The following is a 23,940-nucleotide window of genomic DNA, read 5'->3' as shown; positions in this document are numbered from 1 at the left end:
ACGTCATTGGTCGGTTCCCGGAGTCGCCCGGGAGGTGAAGGAAAGGTGAGTGGCGTGGCGTTGCCTCCGTTGCTGGCATCCATCATCCAGTGGCTGCGGGCCGGATATCCCGACGGCGTCCCGGAGCGGGACTACCTGCCGTTGTTCGCGCTGCTGCGGCGCAAGCTGACCGGGGACGAGGTGACTGCGATCGCCGACGCGCTGACCACGAACGGTGACTCCGCCTCGGCCCTGGCGATCCGCACGGCGATCGCCGACGTCACCCACGACACCCCGTTGGAGGGCGACATCGCCCGAGTCAGCGCCCGGCTGGCGGCCGGCGGGTGGCCGCTGGCCTCCCCGTCCCGCCCGCGGCCCGCCACCGAGACCTGACGGCTCGGCACCGCTGCGCCGAGCGGTTCTCCCCCAGGTCGCGGTCGGTCGGCCAAGGCCCCCGTCCACCCACAGCCCAGGTCACGGCCCCCGTCAACCCACGGCTAGGTCGTTCCCCGTTGACTCGCCCCGGGTCGTCCACCCGGCGTGCGGTATCGGGTCAGCTGCCGCGATAGGTCGAGTAGCCGAACGGCGCCAGCAGGAGCGGGACGTGATGGTGCTCCGCCGGGTCCGTGACGTGGAACGCGATGCTCACCTCGGGGAAGAAGGTCGAGCGGGCGCTTGTGTCGAAGACGAGCCGCCAGCGGCCGGGCATGGTCAGCGGCAGGTCGCCGACCCGGCCGTCGGCGTCGGTGACCGCCTCGGCGACCACGGTCCAGTCGGCACCGGTCTGGCCGGTGCCGCTCCGGCCGGTGCCGCTCCGGCTTGTCTCGCCGGTGCCGTCGGACTTCGGGCCGGATTTCCCCCGTTCGAGCCGAACCGGCACCCCCACAGCGGGCCGCCCCTGCGCCGTGTCCAGGACGTGTGTGGACAGTCCCATCGCGCCTCCGTCCAGTCCCCGGCCCCGTCGCGACCAGCCTGCGTCGCCGGTCCTCCCCCGCCCCGCGCCTTCGCCAACCCGCGCCTTCGCCAACCCGCGCCTTCGCCAACCCGCGCCTTCGCCAACCCGGCCGCCCTTCGGCCGGCCGGGCCCCGATCGTCGTCCGTCGTCACCGCCGGCGGGCTACGCTCCGGTGATCAGGTGCCGGATCCGCAGGGCGGTGATCTCCGCCTGCTGGCCGGCGGCGATGCGCAGCTCCTCGTCGGGCTCGTGGGCCATCCGCTCCTGCAGCAGGGCGAGCATCTCCTCGGCGCCGCGTCCCGCCGCGCGGACCAGGAAGATGTAGCCGAAGCGCTCCTCGTAGGCGGCGTTGCCGGAGACGAACGCCGCCTTGATCGCCTCGGGGGCCTCGTCCATCGCCGCCTGCTCCCGCCGGGGGGCGTCGAGGGAGACCACCGATGCGCGTGACGTCGTCGGTGGCGCGGGGATGCCGGTCGGGCGCTCCCCGATCCGGGGATGCGCGGTGAACGCCTCGAACCAGGCCGATTCCGGCAACCGCCACCATTCCTGCTCGGCGGCGGGNAGCAGAGCGGCCAGGGTGCCGAACGGGCGGCGGGCCACCACCGCCTCGGCCCAGTCTTCGGACTCGCAGCAGGCCAGCAGCTCCTCGCGGGCCGCGTCAGGGGAGAGTGCGTCGAACCAGCGCATGGCCAGTGCCTCGCGCCNGGTGGCCGTCGGGACGCCGGTGAGCCGCAGCCGGGCCAGGCCCCCGTCGGGGATCGCGTCGACGCGAACATGGGTGGCCTGGACGGGCACCTCCAGGTCGAACAGGTGCCGGGTGTTGGGCTGCACCCGCGTGCGCGGCAGCAGCGGTACCCACTCGGTGATGGCGTCGATGTCATCCGGGTCGAGCAGGTCCGGGTAGTCCGCCGCCCACAGCTCGACGGCCCGGGGGGCGTTGCCGCGGAAGTGGCGGGTGTCGACCTCGGCCCGCACGATCAGACCCTGCGTCGTCAGGCGGACCGCCGCCCAGTCGTGCCCGGTGCCACGGCGGCGCCGGGTCTCCCAGCCCTCTCCCATCGCCCGGGCGTCGCCGGAGGCGTTGAGGTTGTGCCGGTCGCCGTAGTGCATGTCGCTGGCGGCCACCACCACCCCGCCCAGGTAGGCGGCGGCAAGATCGGAGGTGACCCGGTCGANCAGGCGCGGATCTGGCACGACCGTGCCATGCACGCGCAGCCGGGCGACTCCGCCGTCCGGATGGATGGTCAGCCGCAGGTGGGTGATGCGCAGCCGGCCCGCCTCCGCCACGGGAAGCACGTTGACCGCGTCGGCGGTGATCGGCGTGCGCGGGACCAGCTCCACCCAGTCGACGGCGTCATCGGCGACCTCCGCGGCGGACGGGTACCCGGCGACCGTCGCGCCGTGGATCTCGACGGCCTCCGGTGCGTTGCCGGTGAAGTGGGTGGTGTCGACGGTGATCGCGTGGGCGATCCCGGGCGCGCCGAGACGGACGATGGCCCAGTCGGCCCCCGGCAGATCGCGGCGGCGGCGGGTCTCCCAGCCGTCGGTCCACTGGCCCCGTTCGGTGAACACGCCGGGGCGCACGACCGGCGGCTCGGGCAGCAACATCCGCTCCGCGAACGCGAAGAACTCGTCGTTGACGGCCACGACCGTGCCGCCGGAACGGGCTGCCGCCAGGTCGACGAGATTGGTCAGGTCGGGCTCGTCACTCATCGGATCCTTCTCTCGGTCGAGCGGTGTCACCTGCGGCAACCGGCTGCTGCGCCGCTGGTCGGGCGGCCGCCGGGTCGCCACCGGGCTCGGTGGCGCTCCGGTGCGGGCAGGCTGGGTCGGCACGTTTGCGGGACGCAAAGGGTACGTCCCGACGACGCCTGCGGCTGGTCCGGGTCGGCATCGCACGGCCGGACGTGGGGGCCCATCCGCGCCAGCCATGGACCCGGGCCCCGGCAGGCAGGAGGGGTCCTGGCCCGATCGGGTGAGGTGGNAACCTCACCGTGCCAGCAGGCGTCCCCGCGGCGGGCGGTCACCGTCCGCACGCACCCCCCGCAGATAGGTTGCCCGGACGACTCCGTCGAGGCTGCGTCCAGCGTAGGGGGTGAGCGGGTGGCGATGCCGCAGCATGGACGGCTCGACCAGGAACGACGCATCCGGGTCGAAGACGACGAGGTCGGCGTCCGCACCGACGGCGAGCCGGCCCTTGCCGCGCAGCCCGGCGAGGTCGNCTGGCCCCGCGCACATCCAGGCGACCACCTCGGCGAGGGTGTGCCCGCGGGCGCGGGCCTGGGTCCACACCGCGGGTAGCCCGATCTGCACGGACGCGATGCCGCCCCAGGCGGCCGCGAAGTCGCCGCTGTCGATGTGCTTGACCTCCGGCGTCGACGGCGAGTGGTCGCTGACAATCCCGGTGAGCAATCCNGCCGGCATCGCGTCCCACAACCGGTCCAGGTTCGATCTGCCCCGGATGGGCGGGGCGCACTTGAACACCGTGGCCCCTTCGGGGACCTCCTCCGCTGTGAATGTCAGGTAGTGCGGGCAGGTCTCGGCGGTCAGCCCAAGCCCCTCCGCGCGGGCGGCGAGGATTTCGTCGAGCGCCTCGACGGCGGACAGGTGCAGCACGTGCAGCCGCGCGCCCGTCGCCGCGGACAGCGCCGCCAGCCCCGCCACCGCCTGCGTCTCCGCCGCCGCGGGCCGGGAGGCCAGCCAGCTCGCGAAGGCCCGCCCGGCGACCGGCGGCGCCGCCGCGAGGACGGCGGGCGACTCGGCGTGCACGACGGTCAGGGCGCCCATCCGGGCGGTGTGCCGGGCGGCGGCAGCCAGCACCTCCATCGAGACGTGCGGGAACTCCTCGACCCCCGACGGGGCCAGAAAAGCCTTGAAGCCGAAGACGCCGGCGTCGTGCAGGGCGGCCAGATCGGCGAGACTGCGGGTGTCGGCACCGATGATGCCGCCCCAGAACCCGACGTCGACGGCGATCTGCCCCTCGGCCACCGCCCGCTTGGTCGCCAGCGCCGCCAGCGAGGTCGTCGGCGGAATCGCGTTCAACGGCATGTCGATGATCGTGGTGACGCCGCCCGCCGCCGCGGCGCGGGTCGCGGTCGCGAAGCCCTCCCACTCCGTCCGACCCGGCTCGTTGACGTGCACATGGCTGTCGACCACACCGGGTAGCAACGCCAGGTCGCCGAGGTCGGTGACCTGGACGTCCGCCGGCACCTCGGTGGGCTCGGTGATCGCGGCGATCCGGCCGTCGGCGAGGTGTACCGCCGCCGGCCGCTCGCCGTCGGGCAGGACTACCCGGCTGGAGCGCAGCACCTGCGGCCGCTCCGGCAGGCGCGCCGGCGCGCCTGGGGGGTGCTCACTCATGCCGTCGAAGCACCTCCAGCCGGGTCGACGCCGGCGTCGGTCGGGACGTCGGGGCGGATCAGGATGTCGACGCCGATCGGGACGTCGGGGCGGGTCGGGACGTCGGGGCGGGTCGGGACGTCGACGAGGTCCTGGGGGCGCACCGGGACCCGCCGCAGGTCCCGCCCGACCGCCGCCCGGATCGCGGCGACGATCGCGGGGGTGGCGGTGCAGGTCGGCGCCTCCCCGACGCCCTTGACCCCGTAGGGCGCCTCGGGCTGCGGCTCGGTGACGGCGACGAAGTCCAGGTCGGGGACGTCCGCGGTGGTCGGCAGAAGATAGTCGTGGAAGGTCGGGTTGACCACCACCCCGTCGACGGTGACCAGCTCCTCCATCAACGCGAGGCCCAGCCCCTGGGCGGTGCCCCCCTCGACCTGCCCACGCAGGGACAGGGGGTTGAGCACGGTGCCGCAGTCCTGGGCCAGGGCCATCGACACGACCCNGACCAGGCCGAGATCGATGTCCACGTCGACGACCGCCCGGTGGGCCGCGCCGGCGAACGCCACGTGCGGATCTCCCTGGCCCTCGGCGTCCAGCGCGGTCGTCCGCCGGTGGTGGAAGGTGTAGTCGGCCTCGATCGGACCTTCGGCCAGGGCGTCGGCGATGTCGATGCGCAGCCCGGCCTCCACGCCGACGATCTGTCCGGCGGCGATCCGCAGAGTGCGCCGGGGGGCCTCGACGACCTCGGCCGGCAGGTCGGCGGCCCGTGCGACCCGGGCGAGCAGCCGGTCGGCGACCGCGAGACAGGCACCGCGCACCGCGCCGCCGCTCATCCAGGTCTGGCGGGAGGCACTGGTGGAGCCGGCGCTGCCGACCGCGGTGTCCGCGGGGGCGAGGACGACCTGTTCGACACCGAGCTCGGTGCGGGCGATCTGGCCGGCGATGGTGACGAAGCCCTGGCCGACCTCGGCGCAGGCGCTGTGCACGCGGACACGCGGCNTGCCGTCGTCGGTCAGGTCCAGCCGAACGCGAGCGGCCGACGAGTCGTCCATGCCCTCCGAGAAGAGGAGGTTCTTGTAGGCCAGGGCGTAGCCGACGCCGCGGCGCACCCGGCCCGGCTCCGCGGCGGCGGGCAGACCGCCGGGCAGGGCGAGGCCGGTGACGTCCGCGGCCGGCGGCGCCGGGGGCAGCGGACGGGCGGCGACGAGCTGGATGAGCTCACGCGCCGGCAGCGGGGCGCCGAGCACCTGCCCCGTCGGCAGGACATCCCCCGGTCGGACGGCGTTGCGGATCCGCAGCTCGACGGGGTCCATGCCGAGCGCGTCCGCCAACCGGTCCATCTGGGCCTCGTGGCCGATGGTCACCTGTGGCACGNCGAAACCCCGCATGGCCCCGCAGGGCGGGTTGTTGGTCCGCACGGCCACCCCGCGCAGCCGCGCATGCGGAACCCGGTNGGGGCCGGCGGCGTGGGTGACCGCGTTCGCGAGCACCGCGGGGGAGGACGACGCGTAGGCACCGCCGTCGAGAACCACGTTGGCCTGGACGCTGACCAGCTCGCCGTCGGCGGTCGCGGTGTGGCGGAACCACATCCGGGCGGGATGGCGGTGCGGATGACCGAGGAAGGACTCGACCCGGTCGTAGGCGATCCGCACCGGCGCGCCCGCCGCCCGGGCCAGCAACGCGCCGTGGATCTGGAGGGTGACGTCCTCGCGCCCCCCGAACGCACCCCCCACGCCCGCCAGGGTGAGGCGGACGAGGTTCTCCGGGATGCCCAGACAGGCGGCGAGCTGCTCGCGGTCCGAGTGCAGCCACTGGGTCGCGACGTGCAGGTCCACCCCGCCGTCGGCCNCCGGGGCGACCAGGGCCGCCTCCGGTGCCAGGAACGCCTGGTCCTGCATGCCGACCACATAGCGGTCCTCGACGACGACGGGACCGTCAACCCCGGGCTCGCCGTGCCGGATGTCGATCTCGCGGAACAGGTTGCCGGCAGGATGCAGGGCTTCCGCGTCCGCGGCCAGCACCCGATCCGGGTCGGTCGAGGGGGGCAGCGGCTCGTAGTCCACCTCGATCGCGGCGAGCGCGCGGCGGGCGGTCGCGGCGTCGACCGCGGCCACGGCGGCGACCGGCTCCCCGGCGTAGCGCACCTCCGTCGCGGCGAAGACCGGCTGGTCGGCGACGATCAGCCCGTAGGTGGCCACGCCCGGGACGTCGGCGGCCGTGACCACGGCGGCCACCCCGGGCAGGCGGCGGGCCGCCGCGGCGTCGACGCGCCCGAGGCGGGCCCGTGGATGCGGCGAGCGCAGCGTGCGCGCGTGCAGCATCGACGGCATCCGCAGGTCGCCGGCGTACCGGAATGTTCCGCTCGCCTTGTCTGGTCCGTCCGGGCGATGCACCGACCGCCCGATCCCACCTCGCACGACCTCACCCCCCATCCGCACCCCCATCCAGACGACGGTGGATCCCCTCAGGCGCGTCAGCATCCCCCGAGCGGAGGACGCCGCGCTCAGCCTGGACCGCCCGCACGGCGGCGAGGATGCGGCCATAGCCGGTGCACCGGCAGATGTTGCCGGCCAGCGCCTCGCGGATCTCCTGCTCGTCGGCGTCCGGATGGCGGGTGAGCAGATCCGTCACCGCGACCACGAAGCCCGGGGTGCAGAAGCCACACTGCACCGCCCCCTCGGCCAGGAACATCGCCCGGATCGCCCGGGCCAGCCCCACACCGCCCAACCCGGCGACGGTGACCACCCGGGTGCCGTCGGCGTCCGCGGCGAGCACCGTGCAGGACGCCGCGAGCCGGCCGTCCAGCAGCACCGAGCAGGCCCCACACCGACCCTGTTCGCACGCGTCCTTCACCGCCGTCACCCCAAGGGTGTCCCGCAACACGGTGAGCAGCGAATCGCCGATCCGCGCACCGTTCACCGTGCGCAGGAAACCGTCGACGTTCAGCCGGTAGTTCTCGCCGCCGTCCGCCCCGCCATCCCCACCGCCGACCTCCCCATCGCCGGCATCCCTTGCCCCACCGCCGGCACGATCTGCCCCACCGCCGGCACGATCTGCCCCACCGCCGGCAGCGCTCACCCCGTCCGCCCACGGGTCGGGGCCGTCCGCGGACGCGGCGGTCACGACATCCCCCCGGTGGCGGGGTCCCCGGCGGGGCCGGTCGCCGGGGGTGTGGTCACGTGCAGGCAGCGGGCGAGCGCCCGGCCGGCGAGCACCCCGGCCGCGTGCCAGCGGTACTCCGCGGAGCCACGAGGGCCCACGGGCAGGGCGGGAGTGATCCGGGCAGCCGCCTCGACGACCAGGTCGCCGAAACGCCGGGCCGCCGCCGGGGACACCGTCCCGGTCGACCAGTCGACCTCGTCGCCTGCGTAGCTCTCGGCCGCCCCCATCCGGGCCGGCAGCAGGCCCACTCCCCCGATCGCGCACGTCAGCCGGTGGCGGACCCGGTCCACGAGCACAGCGCACGAGACGACCGCGGGATACGCGGCCTGCCGATCACCGATCTTGAGGTAGACCTGCGGGCCGCCCGGACGAGCCAGTCGGACCGCCGTGACGAGGGCGTCGGGGGCCAACCCGTCGGCGAGGAAGCGTGGCAACGGCAGCCGGTCCGCTCCTCGGGGCGAGGTGGTGAGCACCTCGGCGTCGGCGGCCGTCAGGAAGGTGAGCAGGTCGCCGGCGGGCCGCGCCGACCCCAGCGCACCGCCGACCGTGCCGGTGTTGCGGATCTGGACGGAGCCGACGACCCGGGCAGCCCGCGCCAGGCCGGGCGAGAGCGACCAGCCCGCCAGGTCCGTGTAGGTCACCCCCGCGCCGACGGTCAGACTGTCCGCCCCGGCACCGCGTACCCGCAGTTCGAGCACCCGGCGCAGCGCGACGACCACCTCCGCGGCCCGCTCCCCGGAGCGCAGTGCCGGGACCAGATCGGTGCCGCCGCCCAGCAGCGCCACCGCGGCACCGGAGTCGTGCGCGGCGGCGAGCATCTCCACCGCCTCACCGACGGTGCGTGGCCGGAACATCGCGGACGTCGTTCCCCCGGTCATCACCATGCCCACTTCCGCCGGAACCGACGCCGACCGGAACCCGACCGCCAGGACCGCGCCAGGAGAGTCCTGGACCGCACTCGCCCCCTCGGGCCCGCGGCGGAGAATCCGGGGGGGCCGGACGGGCGGGATCGGCGGGCACGCCCGGGGGCGGCGGGGCAGGCGGACGAACGGTGCATGGAAACCGACCCTAGAGGCGAAAAGTTACAATGATGTTCGACCATGCGGACGCTCCGTGAGGCCACCCCGACCGGGCCGGGGGCCGTTGCACCAGNCCCACCGGGGACAGTCGCCGCATCCGGCCGGCCCGAACCCTCACCGGCCGGCCAGCACTCCCTCACCGAGTGTTACATGCACGATGTCGAGTCGAGATACCGAGCCGTTTCCCTCCTTAAATGGGACCTTTGTCCCCTCTGTGGCCGGAACGCGCGGTTCTCCTCCGTCCTCGCGTGTCATGAGGGTCCGACCGGGAGGATGGCCTCCTGGAAAGGATGGTCCGCCCGGTAACGGCTCCGGCCAGATCGCGAGGTCGTCCGGACACCGCACCGGGCCGGCGGCCCGATCGCCGCCGGCGGCACGCGAGCGAGGTGGGCATGTCACGTCGTCTGAAGAACACCACCACCGCACTGCGCCACGGCTGGCATCCGGTGGCGCGCTCCGAGGAGGTCGCCGACGAGCCGGTGACGGTCCGGCTGCTGGGTGAACCGTGGGTCCTCGCCCGCCTGGACGATGGCCTGGCGGCGTTCGCCGACCGGTGCCCGCACCGGCTCGCCCCGCTGTCGGCCGGCCGGGTCGATGCGCGCGAGCTCGTCTGCGGCTATCACGGCTGGCGCTTTGTCGCCTCCGGCGAGTGCACCGCGGTTCCCGCCCTGGGCCCCGGGGTGCCGCCCCCCAGACGGGCCAGGGCCGCCCCACCGTGGGGTGTGGTGGAGCGGCACGGCCTGATCTGGATCGCGCCGGAGGAACCGTTCACCGACCTGATCGAGATCCCCGAGGCGGACGAGCCGGGTTTCGACTCGGTCTGGCTCGAGCCGTCGCGGTCCTCCGCCTGCGCCGGCCTGCTCGCCGACAACTTCCTGGACACGGCGCACTTCCCGTTCGTGCACGCCGGCACGATCGGCGCCGGCGAGGCCACCGTGGTCGCGCCCTACCGGGTGACACCGGACGGCGACGGATTCGTCGTGCAGATGGAACAGCGGGTCGCCAACCCGGAGGACCCCAAGGTCGCCACCGGCGAGCATCCGCTCGTTCAGCGCCGCTGGTCGACCTACGTGTACCGGCCACCGTTCATGCTGCGCCTGCGCCTGGACTACCCCGACGCCGGGATGATCAACACGATCCAGTTCTGCCTGCAACCGGAGGACGCCGGATCCACCCGGATCTACACGAGGCTGCTGCGCGACGACCTGGGCGGGGACGCCGCGCTGATGGNCGAGGCCGCCCGCTTCGAACAGGCGGTGCTCGACGAGGACCTCGCACTGCAGGAGCGTTTCGACCTCGACGGCCTGCCCCTGCTCGGCGACCCGCCGGGAGGCGAACCGCTGCGGGGCGACGATGCCGACCTCACCGAGGAGGTGAGTGTCCGGGCCGACGCCGCGGGAGTCGCACTGCGTCGGTCGCTGGCCTCCCTCGTCGAGCGGGCGGCCCGGCTGCCGACGAGCGGCTCCGGGCAACCCTCCGACGGCCGGGACCGGCCCCGCACCACCGCCCGCCGCACCGAGTTCCGGCACACACCGATCCGTTAGCGAAGAAGGCGAGCGAAGAAGGCGGGTGACCGAGCCGGCCGACGGAGTCGCATCCGGCGGCCCGGCGAAACGACAGTCCAAAGCACTGTCCCCGGACGAGTCAGTTTCAGCCCGATACGACGGCGCGATCTGGCATGCTGTCAATCGTGGACTTGCCCGGAGCCGGGGCCCGAGACAGTGGCACTTCACTGGGACTTCTTCATCTCGTACACGGCAGCCGACCTGCCAACCAATGACGGAGCATGATCGGGCGCGGCCGATCGTCGACCCTGGATGGGCGGATCTCGATCCCCGCGAATTCGAGCGGTTCCGCCGGCTGGTGAGCGCCTCAGGATCACGCGCCGACGTCGGCCTCGCCGGGCTGGCGGACCTTGAGCTGGCCGCCGCCCTCGGGGTGGCCCGCCCGGGCGCTCCGTCGACGTCGACGGCAGACAGCTCGGAGCCGGTCCTGCTGCCCGAGGCCCTGTTGCTGTTCGGCCGGCCGGAGGCGATCCGCTGGTTCCTGCCCTGGNACGAGGCGGCGATGCAGGTCCTGCGGGCCGACACGGCGGTGGTGAACGACTTCTTTCACTGGCCGCTGTTCCGGCTCGCCGAGGAGCTGCTCGCCCGCTTCCGCGCCCGCAACACCGAGCAGGTGATCCGGTTCGAACTCCTGCGGGTACACGTTCCCGCCTTTTCGGAGCAGGCGTTCCGGGAGCTGATCACCAACGCGCTGACCCATCGGGACTATGAGGTTCCCGGCGCCGTCCACGTGCGATGGGCGGACGATCGCATCGAGATCACCAATCCCGTGGCGCCGGGCGCCGGAGGGCCACCCGCGGCCGCGCTCGCGGGGCCGCCCCGCCCGCGCAACCCCCTGCTCGCCGACGCCTTCCGGCGGGCCGGGATCGCCCAGCGCACGGGGCACGGGATCAGCCGCGCCGTCGCCGACCAGCTCCGGCACGGTCTCGCGGCTCCCCACTTCGATCATCCGGCCGAACGGACGATCGTCGCCACCCTGCCCGCCGTCCCCGCGGACCTGGCCTTCGCCCGGTACGTCGCGGCCCGCGAGCGGCTCGGCCGGCCGTTGGGTCGAGCCGACCTTCAGCTCATCACCGCGCTACGGCAGACTCCGCGGCTACGCACGGCGCAGGCGGCCACCCTGCTGGGCGTGGATCGTTCGCAGGCACGCGCCCACCTCATCCGCCTGCTCCACGCCGGTCTGGTCCAGGTGGGGGGTGACAGCGCGGGCCGCACCTGGCATCTGACCGATCAGGTGCACCGCGACCTGCGCGAGTGCGCGGCGCACGTCCGGGCCCAGACCGCCGTCGGCCATCCGACGACACCGGCGCCGCCCGCGCCGCCCCCACCAGCATCGCCGCTGTCACCCGCACCGCCTGGATGGGCCATCCCCGGTGGGGGTCCCGCCCTGCCCCACCGGCCGCGGGCGGCTGACGGGGGCTGACGGAAACCGAGGCACCTCACCCGTCCGGCGACAGATCCCAGGGGAGAGCCGGTCGGGATCGGTGGCCGGCGACCACGCGACCACGCGGGCACGAGGCGTCGGGGATATCAGGGGCGGGTGTAGAGCAGCCGGCCGAGGGTCGCCAGGGTCCGAAGCGGGAACGGCAGCCGGCAGCCGAGATCGGCCGCGGCGGTGTCGACGGCGGCGAGCTCGCCGAGCACCGCCTCCCACGGGGCATCGCTCATCAGGCCCAGCAACGGCAGCGGGCAGGCCGCCCGCACCCAGCCCTGGTCCACCACGACGAACCCGCCACCCATGCCCTCGACCGCTCGAGCGGCGGTCAACATGTCGTCGTCGCGGGCGCCGACCACGACCACGTGGCCGGGCGCGTGGAGCGTCGACACCCCGAGCGCGCCGCGGGTGAGCCCGCAGCCGCGGATCAGCCCGACGTCGATCGGTGCGCCGCCGCCGTCGCGCTCGAAGACCGCGACCTTGTGCAGGTCGCGGGTGGGATCGGCGACGGCGTACCCGCCGTGCACCGTCGGCTGCACCCGCACCGTGCGCACGCCGTGCCGACGGGCCGTCGTCGTCACCGGCTCGGGCCCCGCACCGCCCAGGGGGCTGCGTCCGGACCCGCCCGCAACCGGATGGGCGGCCGGCTCGCGGGGCACGTCGATGCTCACCGCCGCGACGCTGACGTCCTGCCGGCCCGCCCGGCTCAGCCCGGGGCCGGCGAAGGAGCCGGCATGCAGGTTCGCCGGCAGCCGGATCCGGCCGACGGCCCAGGCCGGCGCCACATCGTGGTTGTCGAACAGTGGGCGGCCATGCTCTGCGGCGATCCGGCCGCCCGCCACCACCACGTCGGGCGGGGCGGTGCCGGCGAGCGTGGTCACCACCTGCAGGTCGGCCAGCCGGGCGGGGGCGATGGAGCCCAACGCCGAGTCCAGGCCGTACGACCGGGNCGGGAGCAGGGTGGCATGCCGGATGGCGTCGATGGGCCCCATGCCCTGGCCGACGGCGAGCCGCACGTCGTGGTCGAGATGGCCGTGGGTGGCGAGTTCGGTGACCGTGCGGTACCTCGCCGGGCTCGGGTAGTCCAGCGCCCAGCGCAGTCCGGCGGCGTCCGCCACCGGCCCCGCACCCAGCGCGGACAGGCCGCTCACCCCGGCCCCCGGCGGTGCCGGGCTCACCTCGACCACCGAGGTGGTGGTGGGCGAGGTGGGAGGGATCGCCCCGGGACCGGTGACCGGTGCGATGGGCGGGGGCGACGCGGCAAGCGTCAGGTCGGCGTCGGCAGGCAGGACACCGCCCGAACGGAGCAGTACCCGCAGCGGCGTCGCGGAGCCCGTGGCGAGCTCCGAGCCCCGGGCCCCGCCGAGCGCGAGCAGCGCCGCCGGGTCGCTCAGCAGCGTCACCGTCCNGCGCGGGATGAGCAGACGGGCCAGCTCGCCCGCGCTGAGCAGTGTCTCCTCGACCCGCAGCCCGGCGTCGACGTAGGCGGGTACGACGTAACGGCCGGCGGCGTCGAGAGAGCGCCGGCCGCTGAGCATTCCGGGCCTGGTCACGGCGGCGATGTACCGCCCGACGATGAGGATGTCGCGGCTGACCACCGTGCCGTCGTGCACGACGACGACCAGGCCGCCCCGCACGATCAGGTCGGCGTCCTCCTCGCCGTCGGCGACCCGGCGCAGGCGGGCCAGCTCGGCGGCCGAGGGGGGCAACCGGTCCGCGCCGGTCACCGGGAGGCGCCCGATCGGACCGGCCGGTTCCGGCGCGGGTTCGTGCCGGTCCAGGCGGGGGATCACCACGGGCGACTCCGTGCGGGCTGGCGCCCGCGGGTATGTGGCCGAACCGGCGGAAACCATCCGCGTCGGCCGGACCACCCGGCCGTGCGCCGCCATCAGCCGGGGTCCGAGGCTGGTGCATTCGACGTTCAAAGGCAGCCCTTCGTCCGCCGGCCGGCGCCGGCGGCGCATCTACATCCGAAGACGGCAGGCAGGGAAGGCGGCCGCCCGGGAACATCGCGTAATTCGCGCCGATTTTTGTTATATCGCAGGGGAATCGCGAGATACGCCGCGGGAGGGCAGNCCGGGGGGCGACGACGTGCACGGCAGAGAGCCGACCGCCCCAGGATGGCCCGTCCGGNCGAGGCGGCGGGTGCGATCGACGGCACCATTGCGGGCATCACAGTCATCGCTACCTGCCACGACCCGAGTTCGGCCCGTACCGCGCCAGGACGATCNCCTCGACGAAGCCGACGACGGCGTACAGCGCGATGCTCGCCACCGTGATCACGACCACCGAGGCCCACACCCCGCCGTAGTTGAACGTCTGCTGCGCGCGTTGCATGTAGTAGCCGAGCCACTCGCCGGTCGCCAGCCACTCGGCGAGCAGCGCACCGATGACCGCGCCCGGGACGGCGATGCGCGCGGAGACGAACAGCGCCGGCAGGGCGCTGGGCAGNGCGACCTTGCGCAGCACGGTCGCGGGACCACCCCCGTAGGCGAGGACCAGGTCGGCGGCGGCCGGCGGGCCGGACCTCAGTCCNAAGACCAGGTTGACCAGCGACGGGAAGAACACGATGATCCCGGCGATGACCCCGACCGCGGTCAGACCCCGCCCGAAGATCAGGGTGAGCAGCGGGATCATCGCCACGAGCGGCACCGACCGCAGCATCATCGCCACCGGCATCAGCGCCCGTTCCACCGAGNGGAACAGCACGAAGGTCACGGCGACGACGATCGCGGCAACGGTGCCCGCCGCGTACCCGACCCCGGCGTCGCCGAGGGTGTGCCACAGCCCGTCGAGGATCGCCCGCCGGCTCTCGGCGGCCTTGTCGGCCGTGAACAGGTACGTCCACACCGCCTGCGGATCCTTGGCGACCAGCGGGTTGAGGTCGAACACGGCGATGAACGCGTACCACAGACCGACGATCACGGCGGCCGACGCGACGACGGACAGCAGCGTGCGCCCGACCCGCAGCAGGATCGCCGTGAGCAGCACGTGCGTGCCATGCCCCGCGGCCGCCGCCGAAGCCGAAGGCGCGGAGCCGCCCGTGGCCGGTGCCGCGGCGGTCGCCGGCGGGGCGCCGGCCGTCACAGCCCGCCTCCCGGGTTCCCGCGCGGTGCCCACGGGGTGAGCAGGCGGGCGACGAGCGCGGTCAGCGCGTAGCCCAGTCCGGCGACCGCGGAGGCGACCACGGCCAGCGCCCACGTCCGCGGGACCTCCAGGGCCTGCTGGGAGTGGACCATGGCCACGCCGAGCCCCCGGTCGGCGCCGAGGAACTCGCCGATGATCGCGCCGAGGACGGCCGCCGGCGCGGCGATCTGCAGCCCGGCGAAGGTGCTCGGCAGGGCGGCCCGCAACCGGATGTACCGCATCTGCTTCCAGGCGCCGCCCCCGCTGGCCCGCACCACGTCGAGGCTCGCCGGGTCCGCGGCCCGCAGGCCGAGCAGGGTGCCGACCATCGTCGTGAAGAACACGGAGATGCCGGCCAGGGCGATCTGCGGGGTGCTGCCGTCGAACACGGTGGTGAGGATCGGGCCGATCGCGATGATCGGCAGGCAGTAGGACGCCACGCCGATCTGCAGCAGCACCCGCTCCACCACCGGCACGCCGAAGAACACCACGGCGAGGCCGATGGCCAGGCCGTTGCCGATCAGCCAGCCCTTCGCCGCGATCTGGACCGTCGAGGTCACCGACGTCCACATGAGCCGGTGGTCATCCCACAGCGCCCGCACGACCTCCCACGGGGTGGGCACCACCCCGCCGTTGTCCAGGACGGTGACCGCGAGCACCCACCACAGCGCGAGGAGCCCGACGATCCCGGCCGCGCCACCGATCCAGGCCGGCAGGTCGGCGCCCGTCCCGGCCCCGCCGCGGCGGCGTCCCGTGCCGCGACCGTCCGACCCGCCCGACCCACTCGGGCCGGAGGATCCCCCCGGCCCCCCGGGTGGCCGGCCCGGACCACCGCCGGTGGCGCCGAAGGCGGCGTCCTGCAGGGTCGTCATGCGCCGCTCCGGGCGGGGTCGGCCGCCGGCGTCCCCGCTGAGGCCGACGCCGTCTCGCCGCCGGAGAACAGCAGCGCCGACAGCTCGTCGTGCAGCTCGTGGAACCGCGCCGAGCGCAGCATCTCCGGGGTGCGCGGTCGGGGCAGGTCGATGTCGACGAGCGAGGAGATGCGGCCCGGTCGGGCGCTCATCACCGCGACGGTGTCGGAGAGGATCACCGCCTCGGGGATGGAGTGGGTCACGAGCAGGGTCGTCGTGGCCCGTTCGCCCCAGATCCGCAGCAGCTCGAAGTTCAGCCGTTGGCGGGTCATGTCGTCGAGGGNGCCGAACGGCTCGTCGAGCAGCAGGATGCGGGGCTCGACGACGAGGGCGCGCGCGATCGCGACCCGCTGGCGCATCCCGCCGGAGAGCTGCGCCGGGCGGGCCTTCTCGAAGCCGGTGAGCCCCACCAGCCGGATCAGGTCCGCGATCACCGCCCGGTTCGCCTTCACCCCGGCGACCTCCAGCGGCAGCCGGATGTTGGCCTCGACCGAGCGCCACGGCAGCAGCGCCGCGTCCTGGAAGGCGATGCCGAGGTGATGGCCACGTCGGGCGGTCGCCGGAGGCTCCCCGTGCACCAGCACCTCACCGGCGCTGGGCGCGTCGAGATCGGCGAGGATGCGCAGCACCGTCGACTTCCCGCAGCCCGACGGCCCGATGAGCGTCAGGAACGAGCCCTCCTCGGTGGCGAGGTTGACGTCGTCGAGGGCCAGAATCGACGAACGGCCGAGGCGGAACTCCTTGCGCAGGCCCACCACGCTCACGCCGGAACCAGGAACAGCAGCGGAGGGAGCCGACGGTCCCGGGGCCGGCTCTGGCATGGACGTGGCGGCTGCGCTCATATGAGTTCCGGCTTCTCCTTGTACAGCTCTCGGATGATGGACAGGTCGAACAGCTTGTCGGCAGTGATGTCGACGCCGGCGAGCTTGAGGGTGGCGATGTTCTCCTCGACCAGCGTGTCGGTGAGTGTGAACAGCCCGTTCTTCTTCGTCTCCTCGGTGAGGATGAGCTTGTTCTGGTCGGCGCTCTCCAGGCCCTGTTCCTTCTCGTCCAGGCCGAGATCCTTGCCGTAGACGGTGGCGGCGAGCTTGGCACCGAGCGCGGCGTCGGAGGTGGCGTCCTTCCAGCCGCGGATCTCGGCGGTCAGCGCCGCCTTCACCTTGTCGCGGTTCTTCGCGATCGACTCGTCGGTGACCATGAAGGTCTCCGAGACGAGCGGATAGTTGTGGTCGGCCAGCAGGAAGGTGGTGACGTCGAAACCCTTGACCCGCAGCAGGTTCGGCTCGTTCGTCACGAACGCGAACCAACCGTCGACCGTTCCGGTGGTCAGCGGCAGCGGGTCGAACTCCACGGGCACCTTCGTGATGGACGAAGGGTCGAGCTTGTTGGCCTTCAGGAACGCCGACCAGACCGACTCGTTGGTCGCCTGCACGCCGATCTTCTTGCCGACCATGTCCTGAGGCGTCCTGAGGGGGCTCTTGGCCATGGACAGGATGGCGAACGGGTTCTTCTGGTACTGCGCCCCGATGATCTTCAGGGGGGCGCCCTGGGCGATCGCGGTCCCGGTGATGTCNGGGGAGGAGATTCCGATGAAGGCCTTACCCGTGGCGACGTCGGTGTCCTGCGGCGTCGCCGACGGGCCACCCGCGATCAGGTTGACGCCGGAGAATCCGGCCGCCTTGTAGTAACCGCGCTGGTCGGCGACNTACTCCCCGGCAAACTCCGCATTCTTGATCCACGACAGGCGGACGGCGAGCGTCCCGAACGACGCGGCGCCGGAGCCGCCCGAGCCCGAGTCGTCGCTGGCGTCGCTGTCGTCGCTGCCGCACGCGGCGAGCAGGCCGCCCCCGCCGGCGGTGAGCAGAGTCGCTCCCGCGGTCACTCCCACGCCCCGGCGGAGAAAACCCCGCCGATCCAGACCTGTTGTCACCAAACCCCCATCACACTCGTCCCGGGCACACCCCGTCGGCCGGTCGATCCGACCTGCCCGAGCGGTCTCCCGGACGCTAGGAAGGAGGCNTATCCGTCTCATCNCACCTGTGTGAATTGCCAGTAACTCCATTCTGGCCGCCAGGCCGGTCGCGCTCNACCACCGCCCCCGGGATTCCCGTCGACCGAAACGTCACCGAAACCTGGATGCCCCGAAAGCGGTTCAACGTTCACCTGCCCGACATCGGGCGACGGCCGAAAGACGAACGTGNGGAGTGCCGCGGAACTCGCGCGCCGACCGGCCGTCCGGGCCGCGGCGACGCCGGCATCATTGGCCGCGCCTGCTAGGCTTCGCGTTCGTGCTGCTGAGCCNCCATGAACAGGAACGGCTGCTCATCCATGTGGCGGCCGGACTCGCCCGGGAACGACGCGCCCGCGGGCTGCGGCTGAACCATCCTGAGGCGACCGCCCTCCTCACCTCGTTCCTGCTGGAGGGCGCCCGCGACGGCCGCAGCGTCGCCGACCTGATGACCGCCGGGCGCGGCGTGCTCACCCGGGACGACGTCATGGAGGGGGTGCCGGAGATGCTCGCCGAGGTCCAGGTCGAGGCGACGTTCCCGGACGGCACCAAGCTGGTCACCGTGCACCAGCCGATCGCGTGATTCCCGGCGAGATCCTGCCGGGCGAGGACCCCGTCGAGATCAACCCGGGGCGGCCCGTGCGGACGGTACTGGTCCGCAACACCGGCGATCGTCCGGTGCAGGTCGGATCGCACTACCATTTCGCCGCGGCCAACCCGGCGCTCGACTTCGATCGCGACCTCGCCTGGGGGCACCGGCTGGCGGTGCCCGCCGGCACCGCGGTCCGCTTCGAGCCCGGGGTGGAACGCGAGGTCGACCTCGTCCCGCTGACCGGGGCCCGCATCGTGCCCGGCCTGCGCCCGGAGTCGGCCGGCCCGCTCGACGGGCGCGCGGTCCGCGCCGGGGGTGCGGTCCGCGCCGGGGGTGCGGTCCGCGCCGGGGGTGCGGTCGTCGGCGACAGTCCCGCAGCGACGCCAGGCACGACGGGCGCGACCGGCGACCTGCCGGGCTATCTCGGAGAGGGCTCATGAGCCGCCTGGACCGATCCCGCTACGCGTCGCTCTATGGACCGACGGTCGGCGACCGCATCCGCCTCGCCGACACCGACCTGTTCATCGAGGTGACCGAGGACCGCAGCCGCGGTCCGGGGCTCGCCGGCAGCGGCGACGAGGCGGTCTTCGGCGGTGGCAAGGTCATCCGCGAGTCCATGGGCCAGTCGCGGGCGACCCGCGCGCAGGGCGCGCCCGATCTCGTCATCACCGGCGCCGTCGTCCTCGACCACTGGGGCGTGATCAAGGCGGACGTCGGCATCCGCGACGGGCGGATCGTCGCCCTCGGCAAGGCCGGCAACCCGGACACGATGGACGGCGTCCACCCCGACCTGGTCATCGGGCCCGGCACCGAGATCATCGCCGGGAACGGGAAGATCCTCACCGCGGGCGCGGTCGACTGCCACGTGCACCTGATCTGCCCGCAGCAGGTCCCCGAGGCCCTCGGGGCCGGGATCACGACCCTCATCGGCGGCGGCACCGGCCCGGNCGAGGGCACGAAGGCGACCACCGTGACGCCGGGCTCGTGGAACCTCGCGCGGATGCTGTCCGCGATGGACGACTGGCCGGTGAACATCGTCCTGCTCGGCAAGGGCAACACGGTCAACGACGAGTCGATGTGGGAACAGCTCCGGGCCGGCGCCGCCGGGTTCAAGCTGCACGAGGACTGGGGCACGACGCCCGCCGCGATCGACGCCTGCCTGCGCGTCGCCGACGCCGCCGGCGTCCAGGTGGCGCTGCACTCGGACACGCTCAACGAGGCCGGCTTCGTCGAGGACACCCTCGCCGCNATCGCCGGCCGGGCCATCCACGCCTACCACACCGAGGGCGCCGGCGGCGGCCACGCCCCGGACATCATCACCGTCGCGGCCGCCGCCAACGTGCTGCCGTCGTCGACGAACCCGACCCGCCCGCACACCGTCAACACCCTCGACGAACACCTCGACATGCTGATGGTCTGCCACCATCTCAACCCGAGCGTGCCCGAGGACCTGGCCTTCGCCGAGAGCCGGATCCGGCCGTCGACGATCGCCGCCGAGGACATCCTGCACGACCTCGGCGCCATCTCGATGATCGGTTCGGACTCGCAGGCGATGGGCCGGATCGGCGAGGTCGTGCTGCGCACCTGGCAGACGGCGCACGTGATGAAGCGGCGCCGTGGGGCCCTGCCGGGGGACGGCCCGGCCGACAACGCGCGGGCCCGGCGGTACGTCGCCAAGTACACGATCTGCCCGGCGGTGGCGCACGGGCTGGACGCGCAGATCGGCTCGGTCGAGCCCGGCAAGCTCGCGGACCTGGTGGTCTACGATCCCGCGTTCTTCGGGGTGCGGCCGTCGCTGGTACTNAAGGGTGGGTTCGTCGCCTGGGCGGCCATGGGCGACGCCAACGCCTCCATCCCCACCCCGCAGCCGGTGCTGCCCCGCCCGATGTGGGGGGCCGCGCGGGGTCCGGCCNCCNCCTCGTCGCTGACCTTCGTCTCGCCCGCCGCGATCTCCGACGGGTTGCCCGAGCGGCTGGGCCTGGCCACGCCCGTGGTTCCGGTGGAGGACGTGCGCCGGCGCGGCAAGGCCGACCTGCCGGAGAACACCGCGACGCCGGACATCCGCGTCGACCCGGACACGTTCACGGTCTCGATCGACGGCGAGGCCGTCGAGGCCGACCCGGTGCGCGAGCTGCCGATGGCCCAGCGGTACTTCCTGTTCTGACGGCGGGTCAGCGAGCGGCGTTCTTGATGAACTGGTCGCGGTAGGAGGCCGGGTCGCCGCTGTAGTAGCCGGCCCGCACATGCCGGCGGGTCGTGGCGTTCTCCGTCGCGCGGGCCGCCGAGTGCCACAGGTAGGCGTCGTGCAGCAGCAGGTCGCCGCGCTCGGCGTAGACGGCGATCTCCCCCGGGACCTTCTCGAATCCCAGCGGCATCTCGTAGGGCGGCTCGGCGTCGGTGTATCCCCCGCTCGGGCGGGCGTCCGCCGGCACGGCGACGTTGTTGATGTTGCGGTAGGGGGCCGGCGTGGCCCAGCGGTGGGATCCCGGCACCACCCGCAGGAAGCCGTTGGCCGGACTGGTCGCGTCCACGTGGAGGGTGAACGCGCAGCCGGGCCACACGTCGAGGCTCGGCATCGCCTGCCAGTCCGAGTGCCAGCCGATCCGGCTGTAGCCGGACTCGCGGCCGGGCCGGGCGTCCTGGTAGACCACGCCGGCGTTCTCGCTGGGGCTCATCCACACGTCCGCGCCGAGCAGGCGACGCAGCAGGGCGACCATGAGCGGATGGGTCGCCACCGCCCGGACGGCCGGGGCGAGCTCCTCGACGTGCTCGACGTAGTTCACATACGCTTCGACGCCGGCCTTGATCTTGGCAGTGGCGGGGGCCGTTCCGTTCGAGGCCCCTCCGGACGGGTCCGCCGCACCCTCTGGCTGGCCTGCCCGATCCAGGCCCGCTCGGTCCAGGTGACGGGCGTCCAGGTACTGCGTGGAGCCGTAGCGCTCCGACACGGTCCCGGCGAGGACGGCCTGCTGCGCCGCGCCGCACTCCCGCTCGACCCGGTCGAGGAACTCGGCGGAGTGCAGGCCGCGGAGCACGACGAAGCCATGGCGGTGGTAGAAGTCGTCGAGGCCGGCCAGCGCCGGCGCGGCCAGCGGGTCCGGCAGGGTCGGGTCCACGGCAAACACCCCGACCTCGGCCACCGCTGGCATCGACGGCGCCCCGCAGGTCACGCCCGCCGGGGCCGGGACGAAAGTCGGGCTGCCCATGGTCGTTCCTCCACCCTCGACGTCCCCACCGGCCCGGGTGGCCCCCGACCGGACCAGTCGGTTCATCACGCTACGGCGAGCGGGTTTCGGCGCCGTTGCTGACCAGCAGCAATCCGGCGGATGCCGGGCCCTGCGCACGGCCATCCGCCGACACGGTCATCCGCCGACACGGTCATCCGCCGGCACGGCCAGGACGCCTGGCTGACAGTCGGCCGGCCTACGGACCTGCTCGTCTAGTGTCGGGTGCGGGNACGGTGACGGGTGCTGTGCGACGAGTGGGAGCCCTTGCGCTCGCATTCCCACTCGTGGTCGTCGTCGTCCCAGTCAGCCTGGTAGCCCGTTTGGCAACGGGGTTTCGGCGGGCGATCATCGCTGCAGGAGGTGAGCACGGGTGCCAGCGCCACCGCCGCCACCAGCAGCCCGGTCAGGCGGACCCGCGGTCCGCGCCCTGTCGACCGCAATGACATCTCGTCCCTCGTCCCGGTTCTTCACAGTCGTCGCCTCCGGTGGCAGGCCTCGCCCGGCAGGCGGGGCCGGCGCGGCGCGCGGCCAGTCAGCACGAGTGCCGCCATGCCGCCCGGCCGGGCCGGACAACGGCCACCGGTCGCGAACTCTTCCACAGGTAGACGGGCGGCGTGACCGGTTTGTCGGCCGGATGACGGAGGGTGCCACCTGGCCGAAGACGGCCACCGAGCAGGAAAACCTGGTGAAGTGGGCGTGGTGAAGTCCGGTGACGACAGGGGCGCCCTCCTCGGCGGCGGCCAGCGTCACCACACCGACCAGCCGGGCCACGGCGACGGGGACGGGCGTGGTTCGATCGGGCGGTCCGGGNGACGGGCAACGTTGTTGGTGCTCGCGGACGGCCGCATGCCGACCGGGGGGCACGCCCATTCGGGCGGGGTGGAGGCCGCGGTCACCGACGGCAGCCTGGCGAGCCTGACCGACCTGGCGGCGTTCCTGCTCGGCCGGCTGCACACCGCCGGCCTGGTCGCCGCCGCCTTCGCCGCGGCCACCTGCCACGCCATCGCGACCGGCCGGACCGACGTCGCCGAACTCGACGCCGAGCTCGACGCCCGCACGCCCGCCCCGGCACAGCGAGCGGCCAGCCGGGCGCAGGGCCGTACCCTGCTGCGCGCCGGCCGGGCCGCGTGGCCGGTGCCCGCCGGTCCTCGTGCTCCGCACCACCCGATCGCGCTGGGCATGGTGGCCGCCGGCGCGGGGCTGCTGCCCGCAGACGCGGCCCTCGCCGCGGCACACACCACGGTCACCGGGCCGGCGACGGCCGCGACCCGCCTGATCGGGCTGGACCCGCTGGCCGTCACCGGGGTGCTGGCCGGCCTCGCCGACGACGTGGAGGCGACCGCCCGTGCGGGCGAGGAGGCGGCCGCCCTGCCCCCGCGGGAGCTTCCGGCGCTCACCGGCGTCCGCCTGGACCTGCTGGCCGAGCAGCACCGGCTCGCAGCGCTGCGGATGTTCACCTCCTAGAAGGCCACGAATCTGTCGACGGGTCGTCACCNCTCGGTCGTAGGAAGGCCGCCGCTCGCGCCGCTGCGGATCCGGGAGGGTGGGCCGCACCGGCCGAAGACTGGTAGCCGCAGGGCCATGATCCGTGCTGGGTGGGCTGTTACGGTCCCCCCGTGGGCGACAACGAGCTGGGGCTGTTCCTGCGGGTCCGTCGGGAGGCCCTCNCGCCCGCCGACGTGGGGCTGCCCAGCGGGCCCCGGCGTCGCGCCCGTGGGCTGCGCCGCTCGGAGGTCGCCGCGCTCGCCGGGGTGAGCGTCGAGTATGTGACCCGATTGGAGCAGGGCCGCGACCGCCGGCCGTCCATGGCCGTGCTGGGCGTCCTCGCCGAGGCCCTCCGGCTGACCGCGAACGAGCGGGTTCACCTGCAACGCCTGGTCAAGGCGGCTGACGGGGGCTTTACCTGCATGGCGGGGATACCACCCGGCCGGACGGTGCGTCCGACCGTGCAGCGGCTGCTGGACGGGCTCGAGCCGGGTCCGGCCGTGCTCCTCAACCGGCTCACCGACATCCTGGCTCACACCGAGGGATACGCCCGGATCGCTGGTCCGATCGGACTACTCGACGACCAACTGCCGAACCTGGCCCGCTTTGTCCTCACCGACGACCGGGCCCGAGCAGCCCTGCCGGACTGGGACCAGGCGGCCGACTCCCAGGTGGCCGCNCTCAAACAGGGCCCGTTCCGGGTGGACCCCTTCGTCGCGGCCCTCGCCGACGAGCTGACCCGCACCGCCGGGGCGGCGTTCACCGAGCGGGTGACGAGGCTGACGGGCCTGCCGCCGGCAAACGGGATCACCAGCCTGGTCCACCCCGAAGTCGGCGAACTGCGGCTGGCCTTCGAACGGCTCGATCTACCGGCCGACGACGAACAGTGTCTTCTCGTCCTCCTGCCAGCAGACGAGGCGACCGCGGCCGCACTCGACCGACTCACCGGCCGCCGCCCCGGCGCTCTGCGCGCCGTCTCCGGATAATCGCGGGCACTCCCCCGCCCCCGCCCCCGCTCCGCTACCCCGCTCCCACAAACCCGATCACACAGACCGATCACACTGACCCGGCCCCGCG

General features: G+C 73.7%; 12 protein-coding genes and 32 pseudogenes. 15 read left to right on the top strand and 29 right to left on the bottom strand.

All coding sequences use genetic code 11. The annotated features are described in order from the left end of the window. Positions 1–54: 54 nt before the first annotated feature. Positions 55–372 (top strand): DUF3349 domain-containing protein, encoded by a 318-nt coding sequence (locus UK94_RS21400; protein WP_041938924.1) that lies wholly within the window; start codon positions 55–57, stop codon positions 370–372. A gap of 160 nt (positions 373–532) precedes the next feature. Here UK94_RS21400 and UK94_RS21395 read toward each other — a convergent pair whose 3' ends face one another. From UK94_RS21395 to UK94_RS21370, 16 genes and pseudogenes are all read right to left on the bottom strand, one after another. Next, positions 533–913, bottom strand: a complete 381-nt coding sequence (locus tag UK94_RS21395; protein WP_041938923.1) for a hydroxyisourate hydrolase — start codon at positions 911–913, stop codon at positions 533–535. Positions 914–1,096: 183 nt separating this feature from the next. Beyond that, positions 1,097–1,495 (bottom strand): annotated as a pseudogene (gene uraD / locus UK94_RS60890) (2-oxo-4-hydroxy-4-carboxy-5-ureidoimidazoline decarboxylase); the annotation flags it as partial. Between the two features lies 1 nt (position 1,496). Next, positions 1,497–1,638, bottom strand: a pseudogene (locus tag UK94_RS60885) (hypothetical protein); the annotation flags it as partial. Position 1,639: 1 nt separating this feature from the next. Then, positions 1,640–2,109 (bottom strand): annotated as a pseudogene (locus UK94_RS60880) (bifunctional allantoicase/OHCU decarboxylase); the annotation flags it as partial. Between the two features lies 1 nt (position 2,110). Further along, positions 2,111–2,647, bottom strand: a pseudogene (locus UK94_RS60875) (bifunctional allantoicase/OHCU decarboxylase); the annotation flags it as partial. 276 nt (positions 2,648–2,923) lie between these two features. Beyond that, positions 2,924–3,155, bottom strand: a pseudogene (locus tag UK94_RS60870) (allantoinase); the annotation flags it as partial. 1 nt (position 3,156) lies between these two features. After that, a pseudogene (locus tag UK94_RS60865) lies at positions 3,157–3,349 on the bottom strand (allantoinase); the annotation flags it as partial. A gap of 1 nt (position 3,350) precedes the next feature. Next, positions 3,351–4,294, bottom strand: a 944-nt coding sequence (allB, locus tag UK94_RS21385; protein ID WP_235489064.1) for an allantoinase AllB, incomplete at its 3' end; no start/stop codon positions are given. Further along, positions 4,291–4,775: pseudogene (locus UK94_RS60860) on the bottom strand (molybdopterin cofactor-binding domain-containing protein); the annotation flags it as partial. The pseudogene UK94_RS60860 and the gene allB, both read right to left, overlap by 4 nt. A 1-nt stretch (position 4,776) precedes the next feature. After that, positions 4,777–5,272, bottom strand: a pseudogene (locus tag UK94_RS60855) (molybdopterin cofactor-binding domain-containing protein); the annotation flags it as partial. Position 5,273: 1 nt separating this feature from the next. Further along, positions 5,274–5,647: pseudogene (locus UK94_RS60850) on the bottom strand (xanthine dehydrogenase subunit D); the annotation flags it as partial. Between the two features lies 1 nt (position 5,648). Further along, positions 5,649–5,726, bottom strand: a pseudogene (locus tag UK94_RS60845) (hypothetical protein); the annotation flags it as partial. 1 nt (position 5,727) lies between these two features. Continuing rightward, positions 5,728–6,121: pseudogene (locus tag UK94_RS60840) on the bottom strand (molybdopterin cofactor-binding domain-containing protein); the annotation flags it as partial. Position 6,122: 1 nt separating this feature from the next. Then, a pseudogene (locus UK94_RS60835) lies at positions 6,123–6,705 on the bottom strand (xanthine dehydrogenase subunit D); the annotation flags it as partial. Continuing rightward, positions 6,695–7,219 (bottom strand): (2Fe-2S)-binding protein, encoded by a 525-nt coding sequence (locus UK94_RS21375; protein ID WP_085949703.1) that lies wholly within the window; start codon positions 7,217–7,219, stop codon positions 6,695–6,697. The pseudogene UK94_RS60835 and the gene UK94_RS21375, both read right to left, overlap by 11 nt. Before the next feature lie 173 nt (positions 7,220–7,392). Then, the gene (locus UK94_RS21370; protein ID WP_050997024.1) at positions 7,393–8,319 is read right to left on the bottom strand and encodes an FAD binding domain-containing protein; all 927 of its coding nucleotides are present in this window, start codon (positions 8,317–8,319) and stop codon (positions 7,393–7,395) included. A gap of 485 nt (positions 8,320–8,804) precedes the next feature. On the opposite strand from UK94_RS21370, the pseudogene UK94_RS21365 reads away from it, so the two are divergent. The 3 genes and pseudogenes from UK94_RS21365 to UK94_RS21360 form a co-directional block, all read left to right on the top strand. Continuing rightward, positions 8,805–9,744, top strand: a pseudogene (locus UK94_RS21365) (aromatic ring-hydroxylating dioxygenase subunit alpha); the annotation flags it as partial. Position 9,745: 1 nt separating this feature from the next. After that, positions 9,746–10,058 (top strand): annotated as a pseudogene (locus UK94_RS60830) (aromatic ring-hydroxylating dioxygenase subunit alpha); the annotation flags it as partial. A gap of 523 nt (positions 10,059–10,581) precedes the next feature. After that, positions 10,582–11,502 carry an ATP-binding protein gene (locus UK94_RS21360; RefSeq protein WP_235489095.1) on the top strand — a complete coding sequence of 307 codons (921 nt, stop codon included), beginning with the start codon at positions 10,582–10,584 and terminating at the stop codon, positions 11,500–11,502. A 107-nt stretch (positions 11,503–11,609) separates the two neighbouring features. On the opposite strand, the pseudogene UK94_RS60825 reads toward UK94_RS21360, so the two are convergent. The 11 genes and pseudogenes from UK94_RS60825 to UK94_RS60785 all read right to left on the bottom strand — a co-directional run. Then, positions 11,610–12,463, bottom strand: a pseudogene (locus UK94_RS60825) (adenine deaminase C-terminal domain-containing protein); the annotation flags it as partial. 460 nt (positions 12,464–12,923) lie between these two features. Further along, positions 12,924–13,310 (bottom strand): annotated as a pseudogene (locus UK94_RS60820) (adenine deaminase); the annotation flags it as partial. 435 nt (positions 13,311–13,745) lie between these two features. After that, positions 13,746–13,965, bottom strand: a pseudogene (locus UK94_RS60815) (ABC transporter permease subunit); the annotation flags it as partial. Between the two features lies 1 nt (position 13,966). Next, positions 13,967–14,049 (bottom strand): annotated as a pseudogene (locus UK94_RS60810) (ABC transporter permease); the annotation flags it as partial. 1 nt (position 14,050) lies between these two features. Continuing rightward, a pseudogene (locus tag UK94_RS60805) lies at positions 14,051–14,212 on the bottom strand (ABC transporter permease); the annotation flags it as partial. A 1-nt stretch (position 14,213) separates the two neighbouring features. Next, positions 14,214–14,364 (bottom strand): annotated as a pseudogene (locus UK94_RS76350) (ABC transporter permease); the annotation flags it as partial. 233 nt (positions 14,365–14,597) lie between these two features. Then, entirely contained in the window at positions 14,598–15,512 is a 915-nt protein-coding gene (locus UK94_RS21345) for an ABC transporter permease subunit (protein ID WP_011602642.1), read from the bottom strand. Next, a pseudogene (locus UK94_RS60795) lies at positions 15,509–15,834 on the bottom strand (ABC transporter ATP-binding protein); the annotation flags it as partial. The gene UK94_RS21345 and the pseudogene UK94_RS60795, both read right to left, overlap by 4 nt. A gap of 1 nt (position 15,835) precedes the next feature. Beyond that, positions 15,836–16,393, bottom strand: a 558-nt coding sequence (locus tag UK94_RS60790; RefSeq protein ID WP_235489061.1) for an ATP-binding cassette domain-containing protein, incomplete at its 3' end; no start/stop codon positions are given. After that, positions 16,390–17,124 (bottom strand): annotated as a pseudogene (locus UK94_RS21335) (ABC transporter substrate-binding protein); the annotation flags it as partial. The pseudogene UK94_RS21335 and the gene UK94_RS60790, both read right to left, overlap by 4 nt. Position 17,125: 1 nt before the next feature. After that, a pseudogene (locus tag UK94_RS60785) lies at positions 17,126–17,256 on the bottom strand (ABC transporter substrate-binding protein); the annotation flags it as partial. Positions 17,257–17,853: 597 nt separating this feature from the next. Here UK94_RS60785 and UK94_RS21330 point away from each other — a divergent pair. From UK94_RS21330 to ureC (UK94_RS60755), 7 genes and pseudogenes are all read left to right on the top strand, one after another. Then, a partial coding sequence (locus UK94_RS21330; protein WP_235489059.1) for an urease subunit gamma occupies positions 17,854–18,142 on the top strand: 289 nt, incomplete at its 5' end. Continuing rightward, positions 18,139–18,444, top strand: a pseudogene (locus tag UK94_RS21325) (urease subunit beta); the annotation flags it as partial. The gene UK94_RS21330 and the pseudogene UK94_RS21325, both read left to right, overlap by 4 nt. 143 nt (positions 18,445–18,587) lie before the next feature. Next, a pseudogene (ureC, locus tag UK94_RS60775) lies at positions 18,588–19,098 on the top strand (urease subunit alpha); the annotation flags it as partial. Position 19,099: 1 nt separating this feature from the next. Further along, positions 19,100–19,399, top strand: a pseudogene (locus UK94_RS60770) (amidohydrolase family protein); the annotation flags it as partial. Between the two features lies 1 nt (position 19,400). Continuing rightward, positions 19,401–19,954, top strand: a pseudogene (locus tag UK94_RS60765) (amidohydrolase family protein); the annotation flags it as partial. Position 19,955: 1 nt separating this feature from the next. Then, a pseudogene (locus tag UK94_RS60760) lies at positions 19,956–20,063 on the top strand (hypothetical protein); the annotation flags it as partial. A gap of 4 nt (positions 20,064–20,067) precedes the next feature. Continuing rightward, positions 20,068–20,315 (top strand): annotated as a pseudogene (gene ureC / locus UK94_RS60755) (urease subunit alpha); the annotation flags it as partial. Positions 20,316–20,322: 7 nt separating this feature from the next. On the opposite strand, the gene UK94_RS21315 reads toward ureC (UK94_RS60755), so the two are convergent. Beyond that, positions 20,323–21,357 carry a phytanoyl-CoA dioxygenase family protein gene (locus UK94_RS21315; RefSeq protein WP_231861535.1) on the bottom strand — a complete coding sequence of 345 codons (1,035 nt, stop codon included), beginning with the start codon at positions 21,355–21,357 and terminating at the stop codon, positions 20,323–20,325. 251 nt (positions 21,358–21,608) lie between these two features. Then, on the bottom strand, positions 21,609–21,824 hold a 216-nt coding region (locus tag UK94_RS60750), incomplete at its 3' end, for a hypothetical protein (RefSeq protein ID WP_235489056.1). A gap of 365 nt (positions 21,825–22,189) precedes the next feature. On the opposite strand from UK94_RS60750, the gene UK94_RS21310 reads away from it, so the two are divergent. The 4 genes and pseudogenes from UK94_RS21310 to UK94_RS60740 form a co-directional block, all read left to right on the top strand. Then, on the top strand, positions 22,190–22,842 hold a 653-nt coding region (locus UK94_RS21310; protein ID WP_235489055.1), incomplete at its 5' end, for an urease accessory UreF family protein. Positions 22,843–22,994: 152 nt separating this feature from the next. Then, positions 22,995–23,045: pseudogene (locus UK94_RS74625) on the top strand (hypothetical protein); the annotation flags it as partial. A gap of 1 nt (position 23,046) precedes the next feature. Beyond that, a pseudogene (locus UK94_RS60745) lies at positions 23,047–23,542 on the top strand (helix-turn-helix transcriptional regulator); the annotation flags it as partial. A gap of 1 nt (position 23,543) precedes the next feature. Beyond that, a pseudogene (locus UK94_RS60740) lies at positions 23,544–23,849 on the top strand (transcriptional regulator); the annotation flags it as partial. Positions 23,850–23,940: the final 91 nt, after the last annotated feature.

This window comes from Frankia sp. AvcI1 (assembly GCF_001420875.1).
GTDB lineage: Bacteria > Actinomycetota > Actinomycetes > Frankiales > Frankiaceae > Frankia > Frankia alni.
This window is presented reverse-complemented; position numbering and strand designations above follow the sequence as displayed.